This is a genomic window from Phaeobacter sp. JH20_08, assembly GCF_048056635.1.
Lineage (GTDB): Bacteria > Pseudomonadota > Alphaproteobacteria > Rhodobacterales > Rhodobacteraceae > Phaeobacter > Phaeobacter bryozoorum.
On record NZ_JAYMVV010000006.1, the window covers coordinates 20,956 to 43,596 of the forward strand.

Genomic DNA, 22,641 nt, shown 5'->3' on the forward strand with positions numbered 1-22,641 from the left:
CGCAAATGCCCCTGCCTTTTGATCTCTCAATGGGCGCGGGCGCCTTTCTGGCCGCCGCATTGTTTGCGGCGGCCTTTATCCGCGGTTACTCCGGCTTTGGCTTTTCCGCGATCTTCATCATCCTTGCCGCTCTCATCACCAACCCGCTGCCGCTGATCCCTGTGGTCTTTGCCTGCGAGATTGCGATGACCGTCTTTCAGGCGCGCGGCATCCGCCCCCATATCGACTGGCGCAGATCGGCGGCCCTCTTGGCAGGTGCCGCCGTTGCCACCCTGCCCGCCGTGGCCGTGATGGCGCGCCTTGGCCCGGATCAGGCCCGACTGGTGATCTCGGTGCTGATCTTTGCGCTCAGCCTGCTCCTGCTCAGTGGCTGGAGCCTCGCGCGGCCCATCGGCACTACCGGTCATGTCGCTGTGGGCATGGCCTCCGGCATGGCCAATAGCGCAGGTGTCGGTGGTCTGCCCGCCGCAGCCTTCATGACCGCGCAGCCGATCCCGCCTGCGGTGTTTCGCGCCACGATGATCGTGTTTCTCACCGGCATCGACCTGATGGCCCTGCCGGTGATGTCCGCCCATGGGCTGACCGGGCCGGACACGCTTTGGGGGGTTCTCCTTGCCTTTCCGATCCTTGGCGCGGGCGTCTGGGTCGGTTCACGCGGCTTTGCGCTCGCCGCGCCGCATCTGTTTCGTCGCTATGTCGTCACCCTGCTGGCGGCTCTGGCCGCCCTCAATATCGCGAAGGTTGCGCTATGAGCCCCCGATCCGCCGCCGATATCCTGATCCTCAATGCAGGATCCTCTTCGATCAAATTCGCGATCTTCGACGCCGACCTCACTCAGCGGCTCGCCGGTCTGGCCGAGGGGATCGGCACGCCGCAATCGCGCCTGCGCATCGCGGGCGACAGCCGGGACAGCCAGTTCCCCACCCATGCCGAGGCGCTGGCGGCCATTCTGGCGGCGCTGCCGGACCATGGCATTGATCCCGCAGATCTGGCCGCCGTGGGCCACCGGGTGGTGCATGGCGGGCGCAAGCTGACCAAGCCGGTGCGGATCACCGCCGATATCCGGGCCGAGATCGCCGACTGCACGCCGCTTGCCCCGCTGCATAACCCCCACAGCCTTGCCGCGATCGACACCATGGCCGCCACCGCACCCGATCTGCCGCAGTTTGCCAGCTTTGACACCTCGTTTCACGCCACCAACCCCGAGGTCGCAACGCGCTATGCGATCCCCCGCGTGGAAGAGACCAAGGGCATCCGCCGCTACGGGTTTCACGGTCTGTCCTACGCCTCGCTGGTGCGGCGCCTGCCGGAGATTTCCGGCGCCGCACTGCCCTCGCGCCTGCTGGCGTTTCACCTCGGCAATGGCGCGTCGCTCTGTGCGATCCGCAATGGCCAGTCCGTTGCCACCACCATGGGCTATTCGCCCCTGGATGGCCTCACCATGGGCACGCGGTCAGGCGGGATCGACGCCAATGCGGTGCTGCGCCTGGTCGAGGACAACGGCCTCGACCGCACCAAGGCGATCCTCAACAACGAAAGTGGCCTGCTCGGCCTGTCAGGTGGCAAATCCGACATGCGCAACCTGATGCTCGACCCCAGTGCTGACAGCGCCTTTGCCATCGAACATTTTTGCTATTGGAGCCTGCGTCATGCGGGCAGTCTGATTGCCGCAATGGAGGGGCTTGATGCCATCGCCTTCACCGGCGGCATCGGCGAAAACGCGGTGGGTGTGCGCGCCCGCATCCTGCGCGGTCTGGAATGGATCGGCGCGCGGATGGATGTGGATGCCAACCACGCCCGCAAATCGCGCCTGCATGCGGCCAGCTCCAAGGTGGCGATCTGGGTGGTCGAGGCCGAGGAAGAGCGCCAGATCGCCATGGATGCCCAGACCCTGATGGGGACGCCATGATCGCCGCCCCCGCCCTCCTGCCATCTCACGCGCCGGATCAGATCTGCGCCACCGTCAGAACGGTCGCCGCCACGATATCCTCGACCGAGGCGCCCCGGCTCAGATCGCAGACCGGCTTGGCAAAGCCCTGCAAGAACGGCCCCAGCGCCTGCGCGCCGCCCAATTCCTGGCAGAGTTTGTATCCGATGTTGCCCGCATCCAGCGTCGGGAAGATCAGCACATTGGCCTTAACCGGGGCGATGCCCTTCTTCTCGGCAATCCCAGGGTTCAGCGCCGCATCCGCCTGCACCGGACCTGCAAACCCGCTGGCCTCTGCCGCCGCGCGCACCAGCGCCACACTGTCGCCATCGCCCGAACTGCCGGTGGAAAACGACAGCATCGCAACCCGCGCAGCCCCCAAGAGCGCCTCGGCAGAGCGCGCAGAAGCCCGTGCAATATCAGCCAGTTGCGCGGCATCCGGCGCCACGTTGACGGCACAGTCGGCAAACACCAATTCGCGCCCATCGGGAAAGATCATCAGGAAAAACGACGAGGCGGTGCTGACCCCTGCATCCAGCCCGATGCCGATACTCGCAGCTTCGATCACCCGGCGCGTGGGCACATCCGCACCCGCCACCATCGCATCCGCTTCGCCCGCAGAAACCATCGCGGCCGCGCGGTACAAGGGTTTTGCGAGCATCCGCTTGGCAATCCCCTCTTTCATGCCGCGCGCGGCCACCAGCACCTCCACATGCGCGTCAGACAGCGGCGCCAAAGGCACCGCCTCCACCAGCCCCGCGCGGGTCAGCTGGTCGACGGCGGCCGCCACTCTGGGATCGTCCATTTCGGGGAACACCACCCGCGCCTTGCGGTTGCGGGCCTGCGCATATGCCTTTTCAAGTACAGTCATTTTTATCTCCCTTGCGGGGAAAGGAGCCAGCAATGAGCGATGACGTCAAGATCAACCGGGGCCTCAAGGGGATCTACTTCGAACGCTCCGGGGTCTCCGACATTGATGGCGCCAAGGGCGAGCTGAGCTATCGCGGCTATTCGATTCACGATCTCGCCACCCACTCCACCTTCGAGGAAGTCTGCTACCTGCTGATCCACGGCGAGCTGCCCACTGCCGAGGAACTGGCCGGTTTTGACGCCGCGTTGAAATCCGCGCGGGCGCTGCCGCCGGCGGTGCTCGATATCATCCGCGCCACCAAGGATGGCCATCCGATGGACGTGCTGCGCACTGCCGTCTCCGCCCTCGCCGCGCTCGAACCAGACAGCCAGCAGGTGGGCGAAGACGCCTTCGTTGCCAACGGCATCCGGCTGATTTCGCAGGTGCCGATCATCATCGCCGCCCATGACGCGATCCGAAATAACCGCGAAGTGGTCGCGCCCGACATGGATCTCAGCCATGCGGGCAACTGGCTGTGGATGCTGAAGGGTGAAAAACCCACAGCCGAGGCCACCCGGCTGGCGGATGTGGATTTCATCCTGCACGCCGAACATGGCGCCAATGCCTCCAGCTTTGCCGCGCGCGTCACCATCGGGACCGAAACCAATCTGCACGGCGGCATTGTCACCGCGCTCTCCACCCTTGCAGGTCCGGCCCATGGCGGCGCTGCCGAAGACGTGATGAAGATGGTGCATGAGATCGGCACCCCCGACAAAGCCGCCGCCTATGTGAAGGCCAAGCGCGCCGCCAAGGAGGCCGTCACCGGATTTGGCCACCGCGTCTACCGCAAGGAAGACCCGCGCGCGCGGCACATGCGCGACGGCGTGCGCCAGCTGGGTGCGGAAATGGGCGCGCCCGAATGGTATGAAATCCTGCAAGCCGTGGTCGAGGCGATGCAACCCTACGCGCGCCATGGTCTCAACGTGAATGTCGATTTCTACTCCGGCGTGATCTACCAATTGCATGGTATCGCGATGGATCTCTACGTGCCGATCTTTGCCATCGGGCGGATGCCCGGCTGGATCATCCAGTGCATCGAACAGCAGCGCGGCAATATCCTGATCCGCCCGCTGACCCTTTACAACGGGCCGGAACCCCGCGCCTATATTCCGATAAATACGCGCTGATCCCACGCACTCCGCGCCATATCACATAACGCCGCCCGGCCCATGCAGGCCCGGCGCATCATCAAACAGGGACACCATGGCACATACCCAGCCCCAGCTAGACACCTCGCCGCCCGTGTCGGACGAGATCCGCCAGACCACCTGCTACATGTGCGCCTGCCGCTGCGGCATCAACGTCCACATGAAAACCGGCGAGGACGGCCAGAAGAAGGTCGCCTATATCGAAGGCAACCGCGATCACCCGGTGAACAAGGGCGTGCTCTGCGCCAAAGGCTCCGCCGGCATCATGCAGCACAACGCGCCCTCGCGTCTGCGTGCGCCGATGAAACGCGTCGGCCCGCGCGGCTCCGGCAAGTTCGAGGAAATCTCCTGGGACGAGGCGCTGGACATCGCCGCGGGCTGGCTGGAACCGATCCGCGAGGATAACCCCGAAAAGCTGGCGTTTTTCACCGGCCGCGACCAGTCCCAGAGCTTCACCAGCTTCTGGGCGCAGAACTTCGGCACCTGCAACTATGCAGCCCATGGCGGTTTCTGCTCGGTCAATATGGCCACCGCCGGCATCTACACCATGGGCGGCGCGTTCTGGGAATTCGGCCAGCCCGACTGGGACCATACCAAGCTGTTCCTGCTGTTCGGCGTCGCCGAGGATCACGACAGCAACCCCATCAAGATGGGCATCGGCAAGATCAAGGCGCGCGGCGCGCGGGTCATCGGGGTAAACCCGATCCGCTCAGGCTATAACGCGGTGGCGGATGATTGGGTCGGCATCACGCCGGGCACCGACGGGCTGTTCATCCTGTCGCTGGTGCATGTGCTGATGAAGGCCGGCAAGATCGACCTCGACTACCTCGGCCAGTTCACCAATGCGCCGGTGCTGGTCAATCAGGATCCCGCCAGCCCCGACTATGGCCTGTTCCTGCGCGACGATCACGGCGCGCCGCTGGTGATCAATCGCACCACCGGCAAGCTGGCGCCCTTTGACATGCGCGGCGTGCGCCCCGATCTGGGCGGCTCGTTCGAACTCGATGGCATCACCCATGTGTCGGTGTTCCAGCTGATGGCCCAGCGCTATCTCAGCGACGATTACGCCCCCGAAGCGGTGGCCGAGCGCTGCGGCATCCCCGCCAAACGCATCCGTGCCATCGCCGCCGAACTGGCCCGCGTCGCCTTTGACGAGGCGTTCGAGCTGGATCAGGAATGGACCGATTTCCGCGGCGAAACCCATAAAACCATGAAGGGCCGCCCGGTTGCCATGCACTCCATGCGCGGTGTCTCGGCCCATGCCAACGGGTTCCAGACCTGCCGCGCCCTGCATGTGTTGCAGATCCTTCTGGGCACGGTCGAGGCCCCCGGCGGCTTCCGATTCAAACCACCCTACCCCAAACCGGTAGAGGCGCATCCCGCGCCCCATTGCCGCGTCACCCCGAACAAACCGCTGGATGGTCCGCATCTGGGCTTTGTTCACGGGCCGGAACATCTGGCGCTGAAAACCGACGGCAGCCCGGCGCGCATCGACAAGGCGTTTACCTGGGAAAACCCGATGTCCAGCCACGGGCTGATGCATATGGTTATCTCCAACGCCCATGCCGGCGATCCCTACAAGATCGACACGCTGTTCATGTATATGGCGAATATGTCGTGGAACTCCTCGATGAACACGCGCGGCGTGATGGAGATGCTGACCGATACCGACGACAACGGCGACTATGTGATCCCCCGGATCATCTATTCGGACGCCTATTCCTCTGAGATGGTGGCCTATGCCGATCTGATCCTGCCTGACACCACCTATCTGGAGCGCCACGACTGTATTTCCCTGCTGGACCGCCCGATCTGCGAAGCCGATGGCGCAGCCGATGCGATCCGCTGGCCTGTGGTCGAACCCGACCGCGATGTGCGGGGTTTCCAGACCGTGCTGGTGCAGCTTGCCAACAAAATGAAGCTGCCCGGCTTCACCCATGAGGATGGCACCGCCAAATGGCAGGACTATGCCGATTATATCGTGAACCACGAACGCAAACCCGGCATCGGTCCGCTGGCTGGCTTTCGCGGTGAAAATGGCGACAAGGTTGGCCGGGGCGAGGTGAACCCCGAACAGCTGAACAAATACATCGAAAACGGCGGTTTCTTTGTCGAACATATCCCGGCAGAGGCCAGCTATTTCAAACCCTGGAACATGGCCTATCAGGACTGGGCGGTGAACCTCGGTCTGTTCGACAGCCCGCAGCCCTATCTGTTCCAGCTCTATGTCGAACCGCTGCGCAAATTCCAGCTGGCTGCCGAAGGCCACGGCGAACGTCAGCCGCCCGACCATCTGCGCGACCGCATTCGCCAGACCATGGACCCGCTGCCGATCTGGTACGAGACCGATCAGCAGGGCAACGAAGGCTTCACCGTCAACGCCCTGACCCAGCGCCCGATGGCGATGTATCACTCCTGGGGCACGCAGAACGCCTGGCTGCGCCAGATCCACGGGCGCAACCCGCTTTATGTGCCGACCAAACTGATGCGGCAGAACAATCTCAGCGATGGCGACTGGGCCAAGGTCACCTCCCCCCATGGCGAAATCACTGTTCCGGTGATGGAGATGGCCGCGCTCAATGAAAACACCGTCTGGACCTGGAACGCCATCGGCAAGCGCAAGGGTGCCTGGGCGCTGGAGGAAAACGCCCCCGAAGCCACCAAGGGCTTCCTGCTGAACCATCTGATCCACGAGCTGCTGCCGCCCAAGGGCGACGGCCTCCGCTGGGCCAACTCCGACCCGATCACCGGTCAGGCCGCATGGTTCGACCTCAAGGTGAAGATCGAGAAAGCCGCCGCGCCGGACGATCTGAGCGAAAGCCAACCCGCCATCCCGGCGCAGGCCTCGCCGGTGGGCACCGGCCCCAAAGACCTCACATGGAAGGTGGGCAAATGATCGACCCAATTTTCTTCGAGGAAAATTGCCAAGAAAATACCCGTCTTCTTGGTTCCGCAACTTGTACTGAGGGTATGCAATGACCGAGCTTCCCACCAGGACCGACCGCAAGATGGGTCTGGTCATTGACCTTGATACCTGCGTCGGCTGCCATGCCTGTGTGATCTCCTGCAAGGGCTGGAACACCGAAAACTATGGCGCGCCGCTCAGCGATCAGAACGCCTATGGCGCTGATCCCTCCGGCACCTTCCTTAACCGTGTGCATTCCTATGAGGTGCAGCCCTCCCCCTGTGCCAGCCAGCCCAACCCAGCAGCCCAGCTGGTGCATTTCCCGAAATCCTGCCTGCACTGCGAGGACGCCCCCTGCGTCACCGTCTGCCCCACCGGCGCCAGCTACAAGCGGGTGGAAGACGGTATCGTGCTGGTGAACGAGGACAATTGCATCGGCTGTGGCCTATGTGCCTGGTCCTGCCCCTATGGCGCGCGCGAGTTGGATCTGGCCGAAGGGGTGATGAAGAAATGCACCCTCTGCGTCGACCGGATCTACAATGAGAACCTGCCGGAGGTGGACCGTGTGCCCTCCTGCGTGCGCACCTGTCCGGCAGGCGCGCGCCATTTTGGCGATCTGGGGGATCCCGACAGCGATGTCTCCAAACTGGTGGCCGCACGCGGCGGCATGGATCTGATGCCGGAAATGGGCACCAAACCGGTGAACAAATACCTGCCGCCCCGCCCCAAGGACCAGATCGAGGACCAGATCGACATCCTCGCCCCGCTGCTGGCCCCCGTCGCCGAAGATCCCAAAGGCTTCCTTGGCTGGCTGGACAAGGCGCTTGATAAGCTTCCGGGACAGACTTCAGGGGGGGCAAGCTGATGCATCCGGCACCATCCGTTATCATCTTCACCACCCTCTCCGGTCTGGGCTTTGGCCTTCTGGCCTTCCTTGGCCTCGGCAAGCCCGAGGTCACCGGCTGGGTTGCCTTTGTGTTCTATGCCATCGCCTTTGGCTTTGCGGTGGGCGGGCTTCTGGCTTCGACGTTTCACCTCGGCCGACCGGAACGGGCCTGGCGCGCCTTCACCCAGTGGAAAACCAGCTGGCTCAGCCGTGAGGGCATCTGCGCGGTTGCAGCCCTCATCGTGATGGGGCTTTTTGCCTTTGGCGCGGTGTTTCTGGACACCCATTGGTGGGCGCTTGGCTGGCTCGGTGCGGCGCTGTCGCTGGCAACGGTCTTTACCACCTCGATGATCTACACCCAGCTGAAGACCATCCCGCGCTGGAACATGTCCCTGACGCCGGTGATGTTCCTGTCCTTCAGCCTTGCGGGCGGATCGCTGCTGGCTGGGGCCGAGGCGCTGGCGCCCTGGCTTCTGGCCATCGCAGGCTCGGTGCAGCTGGCCTATTGGGCCAAGGGCGATCAGGCCTTTGCCAGCTCCGGCACCAATATGGGCACCGCCACCGGCCTTGGCGATCGCGGCACGGTCCGCGCGTTTGAGCCGCCCCATACCGGCTCCAATTATCTGCTGCGCGAATTCGTGCATGTGGTCGGGCGCAAACACGCGCAGAAACTGCGCGTCATTGCCTTTGCCCTTGGCTTTGCGCTGCCCTTGGTCTGCCTGATCCTGCCAGTTGAGGGTCTGATGCTCAAACACCTGCTCGCAGGCGTCGCCGTGCTGCTGCATATCGCCGGTATTGCCGTGTCGCGCTGGCTGTTCTTTGCCCAGGCCGAACATGTGGTCGGGCTTTATTACGGCAAACGCTGATCACCACCAAAGACCACAATCAGGGCGCCCCAGCGGCGCCCTTTTTCATTGAATGCGCATCCTTTTTTCAAAAAATCGCGCCGGTCATGTCACAAACCCGCCCGCTGCCTCGTCCTGTTTCTGAACCCATCAGAAAGGACCAAACCCATGACCCAACGTCTCGATTATTTCTCCGTCGCCGGTGATCTCTTCAAACCGATGCTGGAGCAGGAGAATCTGTTCAAGAACAGCACGCTGGAATACAGCGTGGTGGAGCTGGTGAAACTGCGCGCCTCGCAGATCAACGGCTGCGCCTTCTGCATCCATATGCACACCCATGAGATGCGCGCCCACGGCGAGAGCGAGGATCGGATGCATCTGCTGAACGCCTGGCGTGAATCGCCGCTCTACACGCCCCGCGAACGCGCCGCCCTGGCGTGGTGCGAGGCACTGACGCGGGTGGAGGCCACCGCCGCACCGGATGCCGATTATGACGCCATGGCAGACCTGTTTGAGCCGCGCGAACAGGTGATGCTGACCCTGCTGATTGGCGCCATCAACAGCTGGAACCGCATTGCAATCGGCTTTCGCAGCGCCCACCCTGTGAGCGAGGACCAGACCACAGGGGCCAACGCCGCGTGACAGCACCGATGAAAGACACCGGAACCGACGCGTTCCTGACCGCGCGGCCGCGATTGTTTGCGGCCGCCTATAGGATGCTCGGCAGTGTGACGGACGCCGAGGACGTCTTGCAGGATGCCTATCTGCGCTGGCAATCCGCACCCCAGGGCGAGATTCTGGATACCACCGGCTATCTGATGCGGATCACCACGCGGCTGTGCCTTGATCAGCTGAAATCGGCCCGCAAACGGCGCGAGACCTACCCCGGTGAATGGCTGCCGGAACCGGTGCTCACCGATGACGCCACAGAGCAGCTGGACCATGACGTCTCGGTTGCGCTGCTCCTGGCGCTGGACGCGCTGTCGCCGCTCGAACGCGCGGCCTTTCTGCTGCATGATATCTTCGACAGCTCTTACGGGGATGTGGCCGCCGCCCTGAACCGCTCGCCCGAGGCCTGCCGCCAGCTCGCCACCCGCGCCCGCCGCAAGGTGCAGGCGCTGCGCCCCCAGCGCCCCGGCAACCCGGATGAAGGGCGCGCGCTGACCGAGGCGTTCTTTCGCGCCTCCAAGACCGGTGACACCGCCGCCCTGACCCGGCTGCTGACCGAAGATGTGCAGCTGATTTCCGATGGCGGTGGCAAGGCGACTGCGGCGCTCAACCCGATCTACGGGCGCGACAAGGTGCTGCGGCTGCTGGCGGGGCTTGCCCGCAAGAGCAATCAGCCGGCCCCCGAACAATGGCGGTTGTGCCAGCTGAACGGGTTGCCTGCGATGCTGACCCGAGCCGAGGACGGCATCCTGCAAGCCACCTCTCTGGATATCCGCGACGGCCGGATTGCCCGCATCTATGTCACCCGCAACCCGGACAAGACCCGGCATCTGGCGGCGGCTCTGCCGTGATGGGCAGCCCCCCGTTGCCCGGCGACGCGCGCAGCGTTTACGGGGCCTGCACGCCGATTGGCTAACCTGCTGGGGATCGCGATCTGCTCCGGGATTTACGACCCCGGACACCATGGAAACCGACCCTGTTGGCAGTGATGCCGCCGGGGTCCGTGCAAAACAGTTTAGCACCGGGGCAGTGACGCGCCCCGCAGCTTCCAGCCTTTCCCGGGATCCTTCCTCGGGGCGGCGCCGCCTTTTTATTCTCGACGGATCTGGCGCTGGGGATGTGACCCTGAACCGCCAGTTAGAGACAGAAGACAGCCCAAACGAAACAGACCGGAACGCAGCAGCGTCCCGGTCCGAAGAACCATGTCTATGGTCGGTGTTCTACGCTTACAGCAGGCCCGCGTGTACCATCGCGGCATCAATCGCGGCCTTGGTGCTGTCGGTCAGACCGGTCAGCGGCAGGCGGATCTCCTCGCTGCACAGACCCAGTTTCGACAGGCCGTATTTCGCCCCGACCAGACCCGGCTCAATGAAAATCGCCTCATGCAGCGGCATCAGTTTGTCCTGATACTCCAGCGCCAATGCGTAATCACCCGCCAGCGTCGCCGCCTGGAATTCCGCGCAGAGCTTCGGCGCCACATTGGCCGTCACCGAGATGCAGCCGACGCCGCCATGGGCGTTGAACCCCAGCGCCGAGGCATCCTCGCCGGACAGCTGCACAAAATCCGCACCACAGGAGGCGCGCTGCTGCGACACACGGGCGATATCGCCGGTTGCATCCTTCACGCCGATGATGCGCTCCAGCTTGGCCAGTTCGCCCATGGTGGCGGGGGTCATATCGACAACCGAGCGACCGGGGATATTGTAGATCACGATCGGAATATCGGCGCAGTCATGCAGCTCGGTGAAATGCGCAATCAACCCGCGCTGAGTCGGCTTGTTATAATAGGGCGTCACCACCAGCGCGGCATCGGCACCGACCTCGGCTGCAAACTGCACAAACCGCTTGCCCTCGACCGTGTTGTTGGAGCCCGCACCGGCAATCACCGGCACCCGGCCAGCGGCGGTTTTCACCACCTCGGCAATCACGGTTTCATGCTCTTCATGGGTCAGCGTCGGGCTTTCACCGGTGGTCCCGACCGGGACCAGCGCAGTTGAGCCCTGGTCAATGTGCCATTCGACCAAGCGTTTGAGCGTATCCAGATCCAGCTCGCCGTTGGAAAACGGGGTGACGAGGGCTGGCATAGAGCCTTTGAACATGGGCACGCTCCCTTTGCTATTCGTGCAGGCGCGATTGCGCCGCCTTGGGTGATGGACATGCCGGGGATTTGAGTTGATACCGGCAGGTCACGGATTATCGTCATTGGCTCTATCCCCGGAACGTTGGAAAATGCAAGAGATGACACGCATTCTGGCCCTCATTGCCCTCATTTCCGCCAGCCTGAGCGGCCAACCTGCCATGGCGGTCGACCTTGGTCGCGCGCTGGAGCTGATGCGCTCGGAAAAATGGAGCGAGGCGGGGCGCAGTGCCGGGCGCGAAACCACCGTGGCCCGCGACGTCATCGAATGGCACCGCCTGCGGGAGGGCATGGGGTCGGTCTCTGATGTTGTGGCCTTTCTGGCGCGGCGTGCCGACTGGCCGGGGCTGGACCTTCTGCGGCGCAAGCACGAGCCGCAGATCGCCGAAGCCAGCCGCGACACCATTCTGGCCTATTACCGCGACCATCGCCCGCAGACCGCCGAGGGCGCGCTGAGCTATGGGCGTGCGCTGATCGGGGCCGGGCAAAAGGGCGAAGGCGAGGCCGAGCTGGTGCTGGCCTGGCGTACAATGCCGATGGGGTCGGTGATCCAGGACAACTATCTGAAAGACCACGCCAAGCTGCTCTCAGCGCATCACGCGGCCCGGCTCGACCAGATGTTGTGGGACAATCACAAGGTCAGCGCGCGGCAGATGCTGTCCCTGGTCAGCGCCGATCAGCGCAGGCTGGCGGAGGCGCGCCTCGCCCTTCAAGACGCCGAGCCGGGCGTTGACGGCAAAATCGCCGCCGTCCCCGACGCGCTGAAGGATGACGCGGGTCTCGCCTATGACCGCTTTGCCTGGCGCGACCGCAAGCGGCGGCAGGAGGATGCCATCAGCCTGATGATGGACCGCAGCACCTCGGCCAAGAAACTGGGACAGCCCGAAAAATGGCTGCGCCGCCGCCGGGATCTGGCGCGGCAGGACATGCGCGACGGCAACCACGAACGCGCCTATCAGCTGGCCGCCCATCACTTTGCCACGGCGGATGCAGGCTATGGTTATTCCGATTGCGAATGGCTGGCCGGCTATATCGCCCTGCGCAAGCTCAACGACCCCGAGCTGGCCGCCTATCACTTCGAACGCTTCCTCGCTTCGGTCGAAAGCCCGATCTCAATCGGACGCGGCGGCTATTGGCTGGGTCAGGCCTATGGCGCTCATGGCGATATCGAAAAAGCCCATGCCGCCTATGCCAAGGCGGCAGATTATCAGACGTCTTTCTACGGGTTGCTGGCGGCAGAGGTTCTGGGCCGCCCCTTTGATCCCGATCTGATCACCCCGCCGCAGCTGCCCGACTGGCGCGCGGCCAGCTTTTTGAACTCCACCGTCGCAGAGGCCGGCCTGCTGCTGTTGCAGGCTGGCGATCTGGCCCTGGCGGAACGCTTCCTCACCCATCTGGTTGAGGGGCTGGGCCCGGTCGAGGCGCGGCAGCTGGGCGAGATGGCGGTGGCCATGAACGAACCGCATCTGGCAGTGATGATCGCCAAACGCGCCGCGCAGACCGGCGAAGAGCTGGAAGCGGCCTATTTTCCGCTGCATCCCGTGGCCGAGAAAGATCTGCCAATGGCGCGGGAGATGACCCTTGCCATTGCCCGCCGCGAGAGCGAATTCGACCCCATCGTGATCAGCCATGCCGGCGCGCGCGGATTGATGCAGGTGATGCCCGCCACCGCCAAGCTGGTGGCCTCGAACATGGGTCTTCTGGCCGATCACACCACCGGGCGGCTGATCTCCGACTGGTCCTATAACGCGCTTCTGGGGAGCAATTATCTGGCCGATCTGGCGGGTGATTTTAACGGCAATGTGGTGATGATGGCCGCAGGCTACAACGCCGGCCCCCATCGCCCAAAGGCCTGGATGGACCGCTACGGCGATCCGCGCGATGGCACGCCGGGGATTGTCGACTGGATCGAACACATCCCCTTCAACGAGACGCGCAACTACGTGATGCGCGTCACCGAGAGCCTGCCGATCTATCGCGCGCGCCTTGGCAAACCGCCGCTGCCGGTGCCGTTCTCCAAGGAACTGGCCGGATCAACTCTTGACGCGTTCGCGCCATAGGGTGAACAGGCCGGCCGCCACGATAATGGACGCACCGATGGCGACATTGGTGCGGATCACCTCGCCAAAGACAACCACCCCAAGTGCCGCGGCCCAGATCAGGTGGAAATAGGCAAAGGGCTGCACCGCGCTGGCCTCGGCCATCTCATAGCATTTGATCAGCAGCCAATGCCCGGTCACACCCGTGAGGCACAGGACGGCCATCCACATCCAGTCGCCCTGGCTCATCGGCTCCCAGTACCAGATGCCGACAAGGGTCATCGCCACCATGCCCGCAACCCCGGTCCAGAAGAAACTGGTCGCCGTGCTGTCGCGCCGCGCTGCATAGCGGGTGATCAGACCATAAAGCGCAAACATCAGCGCCGAAACAAACGGGATGATCGCCAGCGGATCAAAGACACCGACGCCCGGTTGCAGGATGATCAGCACACCAATCAGCCCCACCGAGATCGCCGCCCAGCGCCGCCAGCCGACCTTCTCGCCCAGCACCGGCCCGCTCAGGGCCGCCACCAGCAGCGGATAGCAGATAAACACCGCCACGCTTTCGACCAGCCCAAGCACGGTAAAGGCATAGACAGCCACGCAGATTTCCGCCACCAGCAGCACGCCGCGAAAGACCTGCAACCCCAGCTGATCGGTGCGGGCCGTGGCGCGAATACCTCCCGGCGCGCGCGCCGCAAGTGCAATCACAAACAGCGCAAAGAACCAGTAACGCACCATGATCACCATGAAGGTGTTGTACTGTCCCGCCAGATGCCGCGAGATGCCATCCTGCAAGGCAAACACAATGGTTGCCGCAATCATCAGAAGCACGCCGGCGGTGACGTTGTTCTGCTGGATGATCCGGGGCGGATGAGGCTCCAGCATCTTGGCGTCGGGGCGCATGGTCATCGCAATATTGCCTTTGTCATATGCCGCTTGCGCCCGAAACCGGGCGTGCGTGTTACGTCAAATCCGGCAGCCTCCAGCCCGCGGCGGACAAATCCCGCCGCCGTGTAGGTCGCCGCCGTGCCGCCTGCCGCCGTGTGACGGGCAACCTCTTCCAGCAGGTCGTCCTGCCACAGCTCCGGGTTCTTTGCCGGGGAGAACCCGTCCAAGAACCAGGCATCCGCCTTGCCTGTCCACTCCGGCAGCGACACGCGGGCGTCGCCGGTGAGGACAGTGACACGCAGGTTGCCGAGATCGCAGAGGCCCGGCCCGCCCCAGACCGCCAGAAACCGTTCGGCCCAGGGCGCCACCTCGGGAAAGGCCTGAAGCGCACGGGCCATATCGTCCGTGGCCATGGGGAAGGCCTCGAAACTGGTGAAATGCAGCACCGCTGCGGTGTCATGTTCAGCCTGCGCCGTCTCCCAGGCCCGCCAGGCGGCCAGCAGGTTCAACCCAGTGCCAAAGCCGAGTTCGGCAATATGGAAATCCGCACCCGCCTCCGCCGCAGCGGCAAAGCGATCAGAAAGATCATTGCCGCCCAGAAACACATGCTCCGTCTCGGCCAGCCCATCATGGATGGAGAAATAGGGATCGTCGAACTGATCCGACACCGGAATGCTGCCATCCCGCCAGCTGAGCCGGGCCTGCTGGTCTGCCATGCGATAATCCCCTAAGTGATGTGGTGAACGACGCGACACTGGCGAAAGGGTGCAGGAATGGCAATGGCGGATATCACCATACGCGGGGCCGGGATCTTTGGCCTGTCGATTGCCTGGGCCTGCGCACGGCGCGGCGCCAAGGTCCAGATCATTGATCCCTTTGGCGCCGGCTCAGGCTCCAGCGGCGGTCTGGTCGGCGCGCTGGCGCCGCATGTGCCGGAGAACTGGAACCCAAAGAAACAATATCAGCTGGAAAGCCTGCTGATGGCCGACGCCTTCTGGGCCGAGGTTGAGGCAACCGGCGGGGTGTCTCCCGGCTATGGGCGCACCGGGCGGCTGCAACCGATCAATGATCAGCGGACATTGGATCTGGCCCATGACCGCGCAGAAAGCGCCCGGACGCTGTGGCAGGGACTGGCGGGCTGGTCCGTCATCGCCGCCGACGACGCAGGGCCCTGGGTGCCGCCCAGCGCCAGCGGATATGTCATCCACGATACGCTGAGCGCCCGGATGCACCCGCGCCGCGCCTGTGCCGCGCTGGTGGCAGGGTTGTCCGTCATGGGGATCGAGGTGCAGGCAGAGGGCGCCGATCAGGGGCAGGTGATCCATGCCAAGGGCTATGCGGGACTGCTGGAGCTGAACGACAGGCTGGCTGGCCCCGGCGGCCCGGCCGAGGGCAAGACGCTGGGCAATGGAGTCAAGGGTCAGGCGGCGCTGTTGCGCTTTGCCGAGGGGAATGTGCCGCAGCTATATGCCGACGGGCTGCACATCATTCCCCATGCCGATGGCACCCTCGCGATTGGCTCCACCAGCGAACGTGAGTTTGAGGATCCCAGCAGCACCGATGCGCAGCTGGACGATGTGATCGCGCGCGCCTGCGCCGCCTTGCCGGTGCTGCATGGTGCCGAGGTGATCGAACGCTGGGCCGGGGTGCGGCCCCGCGCCCGCTCACGCGCGCCGATGCTGGGCGGCTGGCCCGGCAGGAATGGTCATTTCATTGCCAATGGCGGCTTCAAGATCGGCTTTGGCATGGCGCCAAAGGTGGCCGGGACAATGGCAGATCTGGTTCTGGACGGAAACGACGATATCCCCGACGGGTTCCGGGTCGAAGATAACTTCTGAATGTCAGGCGAAGGGGCAGAGCAATGATCGCCTATATCACCATCGGTGCCAATGACATGGCAAAGGCGAAGGCCTTTTACACCGCGTTTCTGCCGGTGCTTGGCTATGGTCTCAGCGAGGGGCCGGAAGGGCTGAGCTTTGCCCTGCCAGTGCCGAAGGGAGAGCTGCCGACCCTGCCCGATTTCTATGTGAAGCCGCCGTTTGATGGCGCTGCCGCCTCGGCCGGGAATGGCGTGATGGTGGCGTTTCAGGCCCGCGATCAGCAGCAGGTGCGCGACCTGCACGCGGCGGCGGTTGCGGCGGGCGGATCTGATGACGGCCAGCCGGGGTTTCGCGCGGCCTATAGCGCCGGGTTTTATGTCGGCTATCTGCGCGACCCTGACGGCAATAAGATCGCGCTGTTTTCCAACTCTCCCGACGAGCCGGGCCGCGACGGGTGATCAACGCGGCAGACGCCGACACAAAGACAGCCCCGAAGCGGCGGTTGCGCTGCGGGGCTGGTTGATCTCTGGTCTGGTTGATCTCTGGTCTGGGTCCGCTCAGCGCGCGATTTCGGCCCGCAGCGCCGTCATCAGCGTTTCCAGCGTTTTGACATACATCTCGCCCTTCAGGCGGCCGCCTTCGTCGAATTCGGACTGCGATGCCGCCACATGCACCTGCGGTGCGGTCAGCACGCGGGGCTGAAACGGCACCAGGAATGTGCGCAGCAGCATCTGCGACTTCTCCCCGCCGGCGCGGCCCGCAGCGGCGGACATGACAGCCACCGGTTTGTCCTGAAACGGTTTGTTGCTGGTGCGGCTGACCCAGTCGAGAGCGTTCTTCAACACGCCAGAGGGCGCGCCGTTATATTCCGGGGTGGAGATGATCACCGCATCCGCCGCCTCGATCTGATCCGCAAGTGTCTGAACCGCTGCGGGAATGCCATTGGCCTGTTCGTCGTCACCGTCATAAAGCGGCAGATTGAGATCGGCCTCGCTCACCTCGGCGGGACCGAACAGGCGCAGGGCCTCGGCCAGCAATTTACGGTTGGTGGCGCCCGCACGCAGCGAACCGGAGATGGTCAGGATTTTGGGGTCGGACATGGTGTGATGCCTCTTTCGGTTTTGAATTTCTGTCTCGGACAAACCTATGCCGTCAGGCCGGTGAGAAAACCCCGACGCCTGCGCAGCCGATGTGCAGTCATCCACACAACGCCACGCAGTCTGGAATAGTTACATAACTGCGCAGAAAAAAGACCGCACCCTGCGGCGCGGTCTTTCTGCTTGGACGGGGCAAGACCCCGGATATGGCTGCGTCAGGAGGCTCAGGCGCCCTGCGGGATCACGACGATTTCCACGCGGCGGTTGCGCGCCTTGCCATCGGGTGTGAGGTTCGACGCCACCGGCTGGCTTTCGCCGCGACCGATGATCTGGACGCGGTTGTAGGGCACACCACCGGCCTGGATCTGATCGGCAACCGCATTGGCGCGACGCTCCGACAGGCCCTGGTTATAGGCGGCATCGCCATCGCTGTCGGTATGGCCGATCACCTGAACCTGACTGTTGGGGTAGCGCACCAGGCTGGCGGCAACCTTGTTCAGGTCAGAGCGCACCGCGGGCGAGATCGCCGCGCTGTCGGTGGCAAAGGTGAGGTCATTGGGCAGCGACACGATCAGACGGTCGCCGGTGTTGACGATGGAGATGCCATCATTGGAGATCGACTGGCGCAGCTCGCGCTCCTGCGCGTCCAGCTGGTTGCCGATGACGCTGCCGGCGGCGGCACCGACCAGCGCGCCGGTGACAGCACCCAGACCCCGGTCGGAATCATTGGCAGCAGCGCCAACGCCCGCGCCGATCAGGCCCCCGATCAGAGCGCCGCTCTGGGTCTTGCTGCCGGGGGTGCCGACGGTTGCGGGATCGGTACAGGCGGTCAGGCCCAGGCCTGCGGCCAGGATGGCGGCGGTGGTAAGTTTCATCTGCATCATCAAAAATCTGCCTTTTGCTTGCTCAATCCGGGCGGGGCCCGTGCTGCGGAGAATATCGTGTTGCGGTGCCGTCATCACAAGGTAACGTCTTTTTGGCTCGGCGAAAACCTGCCCAAGCTCTGCTTTAGGCTGAGGTGATCCGGGCCGCATCCTCCTCAAGTCCGCCGCCCTGCTCCATCCAGAGTTTGCGCAGCAGATCGGCCTCTGCAGCAAAGCTGTCCGCCAGCAGATCGGCGCAGAGCATCCGGTCGGCGCGAAAATGGCGAAAGCCGCCGCGCAATTCGCACCAGGCCGCCAGCAGCGTGGTTTCGACGTTGTAGATCAGCGCCAGCGGGCGCAGGACCCGCAGGGTTTCGCCGCTGTCGGGACAGAGATAGGTGAGCCGCAGTTTGCGGCTTTCCCGGACCGCCTGTCGCAGCAGCCCCTTTGACACGCAGCCCCGCTCGGGATCATCCAGCGGCGCGCCACCCCAGGGGGCCACCTGCAACCGATCTCCAGGCGAGCGGCATTCCATGACTTTGCGACAGACCCTTTTGGCCGCCTCCTGCAAGGCGCCGTCGCCGGTTCGCATCAACAGGGACAGGCCGACATAAAGCGCCTCCAGCTCTTCTTCGTCGAAGTTGAGCGGCGGCAGATCATAGCCCTTGCGCAGCACATAGCCGATGCCCGCCTCCCCCTCGATCGGGGTGCGCATCCCCTGAAGCGCGGCGATATCGCGGTAGACGGTGCGTTTTGAGACCTCCAGCTTTTCCGCCAGATCCTCCGCCCGGATCGGGGCGGAGGCGGCGCGCAGGATTTGGATGACTTCGAACAGGCGGCCGGTGCGCTCCATGATCTCTCTCCGCTGACAGGCTGCTGACATCTTAGCACAGGCCGCTGACAAAGCGTGTCAGCAGCGTTGTGGTGTTCTGACTTCAGACAGAAGGAGAAACACCATGCTGACCTATGACTGGATTGTTCTGATCACGCTGGGCAAAGACAAATGGGAGGCGCAGCGCCAGTTTTCCAAATCCTACGAAGTGGAGCGGGAGGCCGCTCAGATCCGGGGCGCGGCAAAGGCCGCCGCAATGGCCGCAGCGCGGGCCGAGATCACGCCGGGTGGCAAGCGCCCCGCCCTGCTGCGGCGGCTGTTTGCGCGGCGCGCGGGTCAAGACAGGGTGCGCGCGGATCAGGCCGCGCCGTCCTGCTGCCCCTCCTCTCGCGCCGCCTCATAGGCCAGCATCGCGCGTTTGACCGGTAGCCCCCAGTGGTAGCCGCCAAGAGCGCCGGATTTGCGCAGGGCGCGGTGGCAGGGGATCAGCCAGCTGACCGGGTTGCGCCCCACCGCCGTGCCGACGGCGCGCACCGCACGCGGCGCGCCGATGGATTGGGCGATCTCGGAATAGGTGGTGACCTGCCCGGACGGGATGCGCAGCAGCGCCTCCCAGACCTTGATCTGCAAGGGGGCGCCGATCATATGCAGGGCAGCCTCGCCGCGCTGTGCAAAGATCGCCTCCGCCTGCGGCCGCAACAGCTCCGGGGTTTCGGCAAACGCGGCCTGAGGCCAGCGTGACCGCATATCCGCCATCGCCGCCTCCGGCCCGGTTTCCGCCGCGAAGGCCAGCCCGCAGATGCCTTTCTGCGTGCCCATCACCAGCGCCAGACCGAAGGGGCTGTCAAACCAGCCCCAGTGGATTGTCAGACCGGCCCCCTTGCGGGCGTATTCACCGGGGCTCATCGCCTCCCAGCGCAGGAACAGATCGTGCAGTCGGCCACTGCCCGAAAGACCCACGGCATGGGCGGCCTCCAGCGTGGTGAAGCGATCCTCCAGCAGGCTCTTGGCATGGCCCAGCCGCAGATATTGCTGGTAGCGTTTGGGGGAGACGCCGACCCAGGCCGAGAACAGCCGCTGGAAATGCGAGGGGCTCATCCCCATCGCGGCAGAGAGTTCGGCCAGCGTCAGATCCTCGCCGCCATCGTCAATCAGCGCAATCGCCCGGCGCATGACGCCGTAATGATAGCTCTCCTCGCGCGTCTGCAATGTCATGGGTCGCACTCCCGCCTGTGGTCCTGTGCTCCAGTATATGGCGCTGGCCGGGCAGTGCGACCCGGATCTTGCGCGAAGGGCCTGCGAGAGACCGGCAAGCCGCAGTGTAACGCTTCGCTCACCCTGACCCGCTTTTCTGTTTGCGCCGACTGTTCCTGCGCGGCATTAAGGGCCGCGATGGCAAAGCAACTCGATTATCACACGCTGCGTGAGATCTTCACGCGGTTTCAGGCAGCGGATCCAGAGCCGAAGGGCGAACTGGATCACGTCAACGTCTATACGCTTGTGGTGGCGGTGGCGCTGTCGGCGCAGGCCACCGATGCGGGCGTGAACCGGGCAACACGCGAGCTGTTCAAGATTGCCGACACCCCGCGGAAGATGCTGGATCTGGGCGAAGAAGGTCTGATCGAGCATATCAAGACCATCGGATTATATCGCCAGAAGGCCAAGAACGTGATCAAGATGTCGCGGATTCTGGTCGAGGAGTATGACGGCATCGTGCCCAATTCCCGCGCGGCGCTGCAATCCCTGCCCGGTGTCGGGCGCAAGACCGCAAATGTGGTGCTGAACATGTGGTGGCGCCAGCCCGCACAGGCGGTGGACACCCATATCTTTCGCGTTGGCAACCGGGCGGGCATTGCGCCGGGCAAGGATGTCGATGCGGTCGAACGTGCCATCGAAGACAATATTCCGGCAGATTTCCAGCTTCATGCCCATCATTGGCTGATCCTGCACGGACGATACCATTGCAAGGCTCGCAAGCCGATGTGCCCCACCTGCATCATCCGCGATCTCTGCCAGTTTGAGGACAAGACTCTATGAAAACCTACCAGCTCGTCGGGATCGGCAATGCCGTTGTGGACGTGATCAGCCAATGTGACGACAGCTTTCTGGAGCATATGGGCATCGAGAAAGGCATCATGCAGCTGATCGAACGTGATCGCGGCGAGGTGCTCTATGCGGCGATGCAGGAACGGGTGCAGACGCCCGGCGGTTCGGTGGCGAATACCATTGCGGGCGCGGGTGCACTGGGGCTGGATGCGGCCTTTATCGGGCGGGTGCATGACGATGCGCTGGGGCGGTTCTACGCCAAGGCGATGGCGGATGACGGCGTGGATTTTGTGAACCCGCCGGTTGCGGGCGGCGAGCTGCCGACCTCGCGGTCGATGATCTTTGTCTCCGGCGATGGCGAGCGGTCGATGAACACCTATCTGGGCATCTCCTCCGAGCTGTCCTCGTCGGATGTGCCGGACACGGTGGCCGGCAAGGCGCAGCTGATGTTCCTTGAGGGCTATCTGTTCGACAAAGACAAGGGCAAGAGCGCCTTTATGGAAGCGGCGCGGGACTGCCGCAACGGCGGCGGCAAATGCGGCATCGCGATTTCCGATCCCTTCTGTGTGGAACGCCACCGGGCCGACTTCCTGTCGCTGATCGAACACGACCTCGATTTCGTGATCGGCAATGAGGCCGAGATCAAATCGCTGTTTGAAACCGACGATCTGGAAGAGGCGCTGGCCAAGACAGCCGCCATCTGCCCGCTGGTGGTCTGCACCCGCTCCGGCGATGGCGTCACCGTGGTTGAGGGCGACACCCGCGTGACAGTGCCGGTTGAGCGGGTGGTGCCGGTGGATGCCACCGGGGCCGGCGATCAATTTGCGGCCGGGTTCCTGTTCGGTATGGCCAAGGGGCTGGACATCGAGACCTGCGCCAGGATCGGCAATGTCTGCGCCGCCGAGGTGATCAGCCATATCGGCCCCCGCCCCAAAGCGGTGATGAATCAGGTGCTGCGCCGCGAAGGGCTGATCTGAGCCGGGGCCGTGCCCGCAGCCACTATTGCACAGCCGTCCCCGAGCAATCGGGGGCGGCTTTTTTCATCGGTGACCGGCCCTGACGGTCGCGGGGAGCTTCAGGCGGTTTCTGCCGCGTTCAGCGCCTTGGACAGAAGCTGTGTCAGGCTGCGCTGTTCGGTGTCCGACAGATCGCCGAGCAGGCGGGCCTGAGTGGCGACATGGGCCTCGACCACCTCGTTGATCAGCTTCAGCCCCTCTGGCGTCAGCTCAATCAGGAAGCCGCGGCTGTCCTCGGGGTTGACGCTGCGCGCCACCAGACCGGCGTCCACCAGCCGGTCGATGCGGTTGGTCATGGTGCCGGAGGCGACCATGGTGGCCTGCAACAGATCCCCCGGTGACAGCCGATAAGGCGCGCCTGCCCGGCGCAGGGTGGCCAGCACATCGAACTTGGCCGCGTTCAGATCATAGCGCGCCCAGGTTTTCTGCATTTCTTTCTGATAGGCTTGCGCCAATCGTCCGACCCGCCCGATGACGGCCATCGCCGATACATCAAGGTCGGGGCGCTCTCGCTCCCATTGCTGGGTCACAAAATCCACATGGTCCATGTGGGAAGGTTTTATCGGCTGATATCTTGACGTCAAGAAAAACCGATATATCTTGATGTCGA

Annotated in this window: 23 protein-coding genes; 14 read left to right on the forward strand and 9 right to left on the reverse strand. The window is 64.0% G+C overall.

Annotated features, from left to right (window positions below):
* Positions 1-5: 5 nt before the first annotated feature.
* Together VWY75_RS07160 and VWY75_RS07165 are read left to right on the forward strand one after the other, a co-directional pair.
* Positions 6-752 carry a TSUP family transporter gene (locus VWY75_RS07160; protein WP_416535248.1) on the forward strand — a complete coding sequence of 249 codons (747 nt, stop codon included), beginning with the start codon at positions 6-8 and terminating at the stop codon, positions 750-752.
* The gene (locus tag VWY75_RS07165; RefSeq protein WP_340546825.1) at positions 749-1,909 is read left to right on the forward strand and encodes an acetate/propionate family kinase; all 1,161 of its coding nucleotides are present in this window, start codon (positions 749-751) and stop codon (positions 1,907-1,909) included. Before VWY75_RS07160 ends, VWY75_RS07165 begins: the two co-directional genes overlap by 4 nt.
* Before the next feature lie 37 nt (positions 1,910-1,946).
* Here the strand turns inward: VWY75_RS07165 and VWY75_RS07170 are convergent, their stop codons facing one another.
* On the reverse strand, positions 1,947-2,798 hold the full coding sequence (locus VWY75_RS07170; protein ID WP_416537390.1) for a phosphate acyltransferase: 852 nt from the start codon (positions 2,796-2,798) through the stop codon (positions 1,947-1,949).
* A 32-nt stretch (positions 2,799-2,830) separates the two neighbouring features.
* Between VWY75_RS07170 and VWY75_RS07175 the strand changes: the two genes are divergently transcribed.
* The 6 genes from VWY75_RS07175 to sigJ all read left to right on the forward strand — a co-directional run bounded on the left by VWY75_RS07175 (position 2,831) and on the right by sigJ (position 10,141).
* Entirely contained in the window at positions 2,831-3,964 is a 1,134-nt protein-coding gene (locus tag VWY75_RS07175; protein WP_416537391.1) for a citrate synthase, read from the forward strand.
* Between the two features lie 76 nt (positions 3,965-4,040).
* Positions 4,041-6,881, forward strand: coding sequence for a molybdopterin oxidoreductase family protein (locus tag VWY75_RS07180; RefSeq protein WP_416537392.1), 2,841 nt, complete (start codon positions 4,041-4,043; stop codon positions 6,879-6,881).
* Between the two features lie 79 nt (positions 6,882-6,960).
* The gene (locus VWY75_RS07185) at positions 6,961-7,755 is read left to right on the forward strand and encodes a 4Fe-4S dicluster domain-containing protein (RefSeq protein ID WP_416537393.1); all 795 of its coding nucleotides are present in this window, start codon (positions 6,961-6,963) and stop codon (positions 7,753-7,755) included.
* Positions 7,755-8,642, forward strand: a complete 888-nt coding sequence (locus tag VWY75_RS07190) for a dimethyl sulfoxide reductase anchor subunit family protein (RefSeq protein ID WP_416537394.1) — start codon at positions 7,755-7,757, stop codon at positions 8,640-8,642. The genes VWY75_RS07185 and VWY75_RS07190 overlap by 1 nt, the downstream gene beginning before the upstream one ends.
* A 147-nt stretch (positions 8,643-8,789) precedes the next feature.
* Positions 8,790-9,263 carry a carboxymuconolactone decarboxylase family protein gene (locus tag VWY75_RS07195; protein WP_416537395.1) on the forward strand — a complete coding sequence of 158 codons (474 nt, stop codon included), beginning with the start codon at positions 8,790-8,792 and terminating at the stop codon, positions 9,261-9,263.
* An 8-nt stretch (positions 9,264-9,271) separates the two neighbouring features.
* Complete coding sequence (gene sigJ / locus VWY75_RS07200; protein WP_416537396.1) at positions 9,272-10,141, forward strand: RNA polymerase sigma factor SigJ; 870 nt, start codon at positions 9,272-9,274, stop codon at positions 10,139-10,141.
* 375 nt (positions 10,142-10,516) lie between these two features.
* On the opposite strand, the gene dapA is transcribed toward sigJ, so the two are convergent.
* Entirely contained in the window at positions 10,517-11,389 is an 873-nt protein-coding gene (gene dapA, locus VWY75_RS07205; RefSeq protein WP_416537397.1) for a 4-hydroxy-tetrahydrodipicolinate synthase, read from the reverse strand.
* A gap of 139 nt (positions 11,390-11,528) precedes the next feature.
* Between dapA and VWY75_RS07210 the strand changes: the two genes are divergently transcribed.
* On the forward strand, positions 11,529-13,487 hold the full coding sequence (locus tag VWY75_RS07210) for a lytic transglycosylase domain-containing protein (protein ID WP_416537398.1): 1,959 nt from the start codon (positions 11,529-11,531) through the stop codon (positions 13,485-13,487).
* On the opposite strand, the gene VWY75_RS07215 is transcribed toward VWY75_RS07210, so the two are convergent.
* Both VWY75_RS07215 and mnmD read right to left on the reverse strand, forming a co-directional pair.
* On the reverse strand, positions 13,461-14,378 hold the full coding sequence (locus VWY75_RS07215; protein ID WP_260093550.1) for a DMT family transporter: 918 nt from the start codon (positions 14,376-14,378) through the stop codon (positions 13,461-13,463). The genes VWY75_RS07210 and VWY75_RS07215 overlap by 27 nt on opposite strands.
* Entirely contained in the window at positions 14,375-15,073 is a 699-nt protein-coding gene (mnmD, locus tag VWY75_RS07220) for a tRNA (5-methylaminomethyl-2-thiouridine)(34)-methyltransferase MnmD (protein ID WP_416537399.1), read from the reverse strand. The genes VWY75_RS07215 and mnmD overlap by 4 nt, the downstream gene beginning before the upstream one ends.
* 57 nt (positions 15,074-15,130) lie before the next feature.
* Here mnmD and VWY75_RS07225 point away from each other — a divergent pair, with 57 nt between their 5' ends.
* Positions 15,131-16,195, forward strand: coding sequence for an NAD(P)/FAD-dependent oxidoreductase (locus VWY75_RS07225; RefSeq protein WP_416537400.1), 1,065 nt, complete (start codon positions 15,131-15,133; stop codon positions 16,193-16,195).
* A gap of 23 nt (positions 16,196-16,218) precedes the next feature.
* Complete coding sequence (locus tag VWY75_RS07230) at positions 16,219-16,635, forward strand: VOC family protein (protein WP_416537401.1); 417 nt, start codon at positions 16,219-16,221, stop codon at positions 16,633-16,635.
* Positions 16,636-16,734: 99 nt separating this feature from the next.
* Here the strand turns inward: VWY75_RS07230 and VWY75_RS07235 are convergent, their stop codons facing one another.
* From VWY75_RS07235 to VWY75_RS07245, 3 genes are all read right to left on the reverse strand, one after another.
* On the reverse strand, positions 16,735-17,277 hold the full coding sequence (locus VWY75_RS07235) for an NADPH-dependent FMN reductase (protein ID WP_260101076.1): 543 nt from the start codon (positions 17,275-17,277) through the stop codon (positions 16,735-16,737).
* 221 nt (positions 17,278-17,498) lie between these two features.
* On the reverse strand, positions 17,499-18,158 hold the full coding sequence (locus VWY75_RS07240; protein WP_340546814.1) for an OmpA family protein: 660 nt from the start codon (positions 18,156-18,158) through the stop codon (positions 17,499-17,501).
* A gap of 124 nt (positions 18,159-18,282) precedes the next feature.
* Positions 18,283-18,990 (reverse strand): helix-turn-helix transcriptional regulator, encoded by a 708-nt coding sequence (locus VWY75_RS07245; RefSeq protein WP_340546813.1) that lies wholly within the window; start codon positions 18,988-18,990, stop codon positions 18,283-18,285.
* A gap of 103 nt (positions 18,991-19,093) precedes the next feature.
* Between VWY75_RS07245 and VWY75_RS07250 the strand changes: the two genes are divergently transcribed.
* A complete protein-coding gene (locus VWY75_RS07250) occupies positions 19,094-19,372 on the forward strand; it encodes a hypothetical protein (protein ID WP_340546812.1) in 279 nt (92 codons plus the stop codon).
* Here VWY75_RS07250 and VWY75_RS07255 read toward each other — a convergent pair.
* Complete coding sequence (locus VWY75_RS07255; protein ID WP_416537402.1) at positions 19,327-20,184, reverse strand: methylated-DNA--[protein]-cysteine S-methyltransferase; 858 nt, start codon at positions 20,182-20,184, stop codon at positions 19,327-19,329. The two genes, VWY75_RS07250 and VWY75_RS07255, sit on opposite strands and share 46 nt — an antisense overlap.
* Before the next feature lie 177 nt (positions 20,185-20,361).
* On the opposite strand from VWY75_RS07255, the gene nth reads away from it, so the two are divergent.
* Together nth and VWY75_RS07265 are read left to right on the forward strand one after the other, a co-directional pair.
* A complete protein-coding gene (nth, locus tag VWY75_RS07260; protein WP_416537403.1) occupies positions 20,362-21,006 on the forward strand; it encodes an endonuclease III in 645 nt (214 codons plus the stop codon).
* Positions 21,003-21,992: an adenosine kinase gene (locus VWY75_RS07265; RefSeq protein WP_416535260.1), complete on the forward strand. Its 990-nt coding sequence runs from the start codon at positions 21,003-21,005 to the stop codon at positions 21,990-21,992. The genes nth and VWY75_RS07265 overlap by 4 nt, the downstream gene beginning before the upstream one ends.
* Positions 21,993-22,090: 98 nt before the next feature.
* Here VWY75_RS07265 and VWY75_RS07270 read toward each other — a convergent pair whose 3' ends face one another.
* Positions 22,091-22,579 (reverse strand): MarR family winged helix-turn-helix transcriptional regulator, encoded by a 489-nt coding sequence (locus VWY75_RS07270; RefSeq protein WP_260082048.1) that lies wholly within the window; start codon positions 22,577-22,579, stop codon positions 22,091-22,093.
* Between the last annotated feature and the right edge of the window lie 62 nt (positions 22,580-22,641).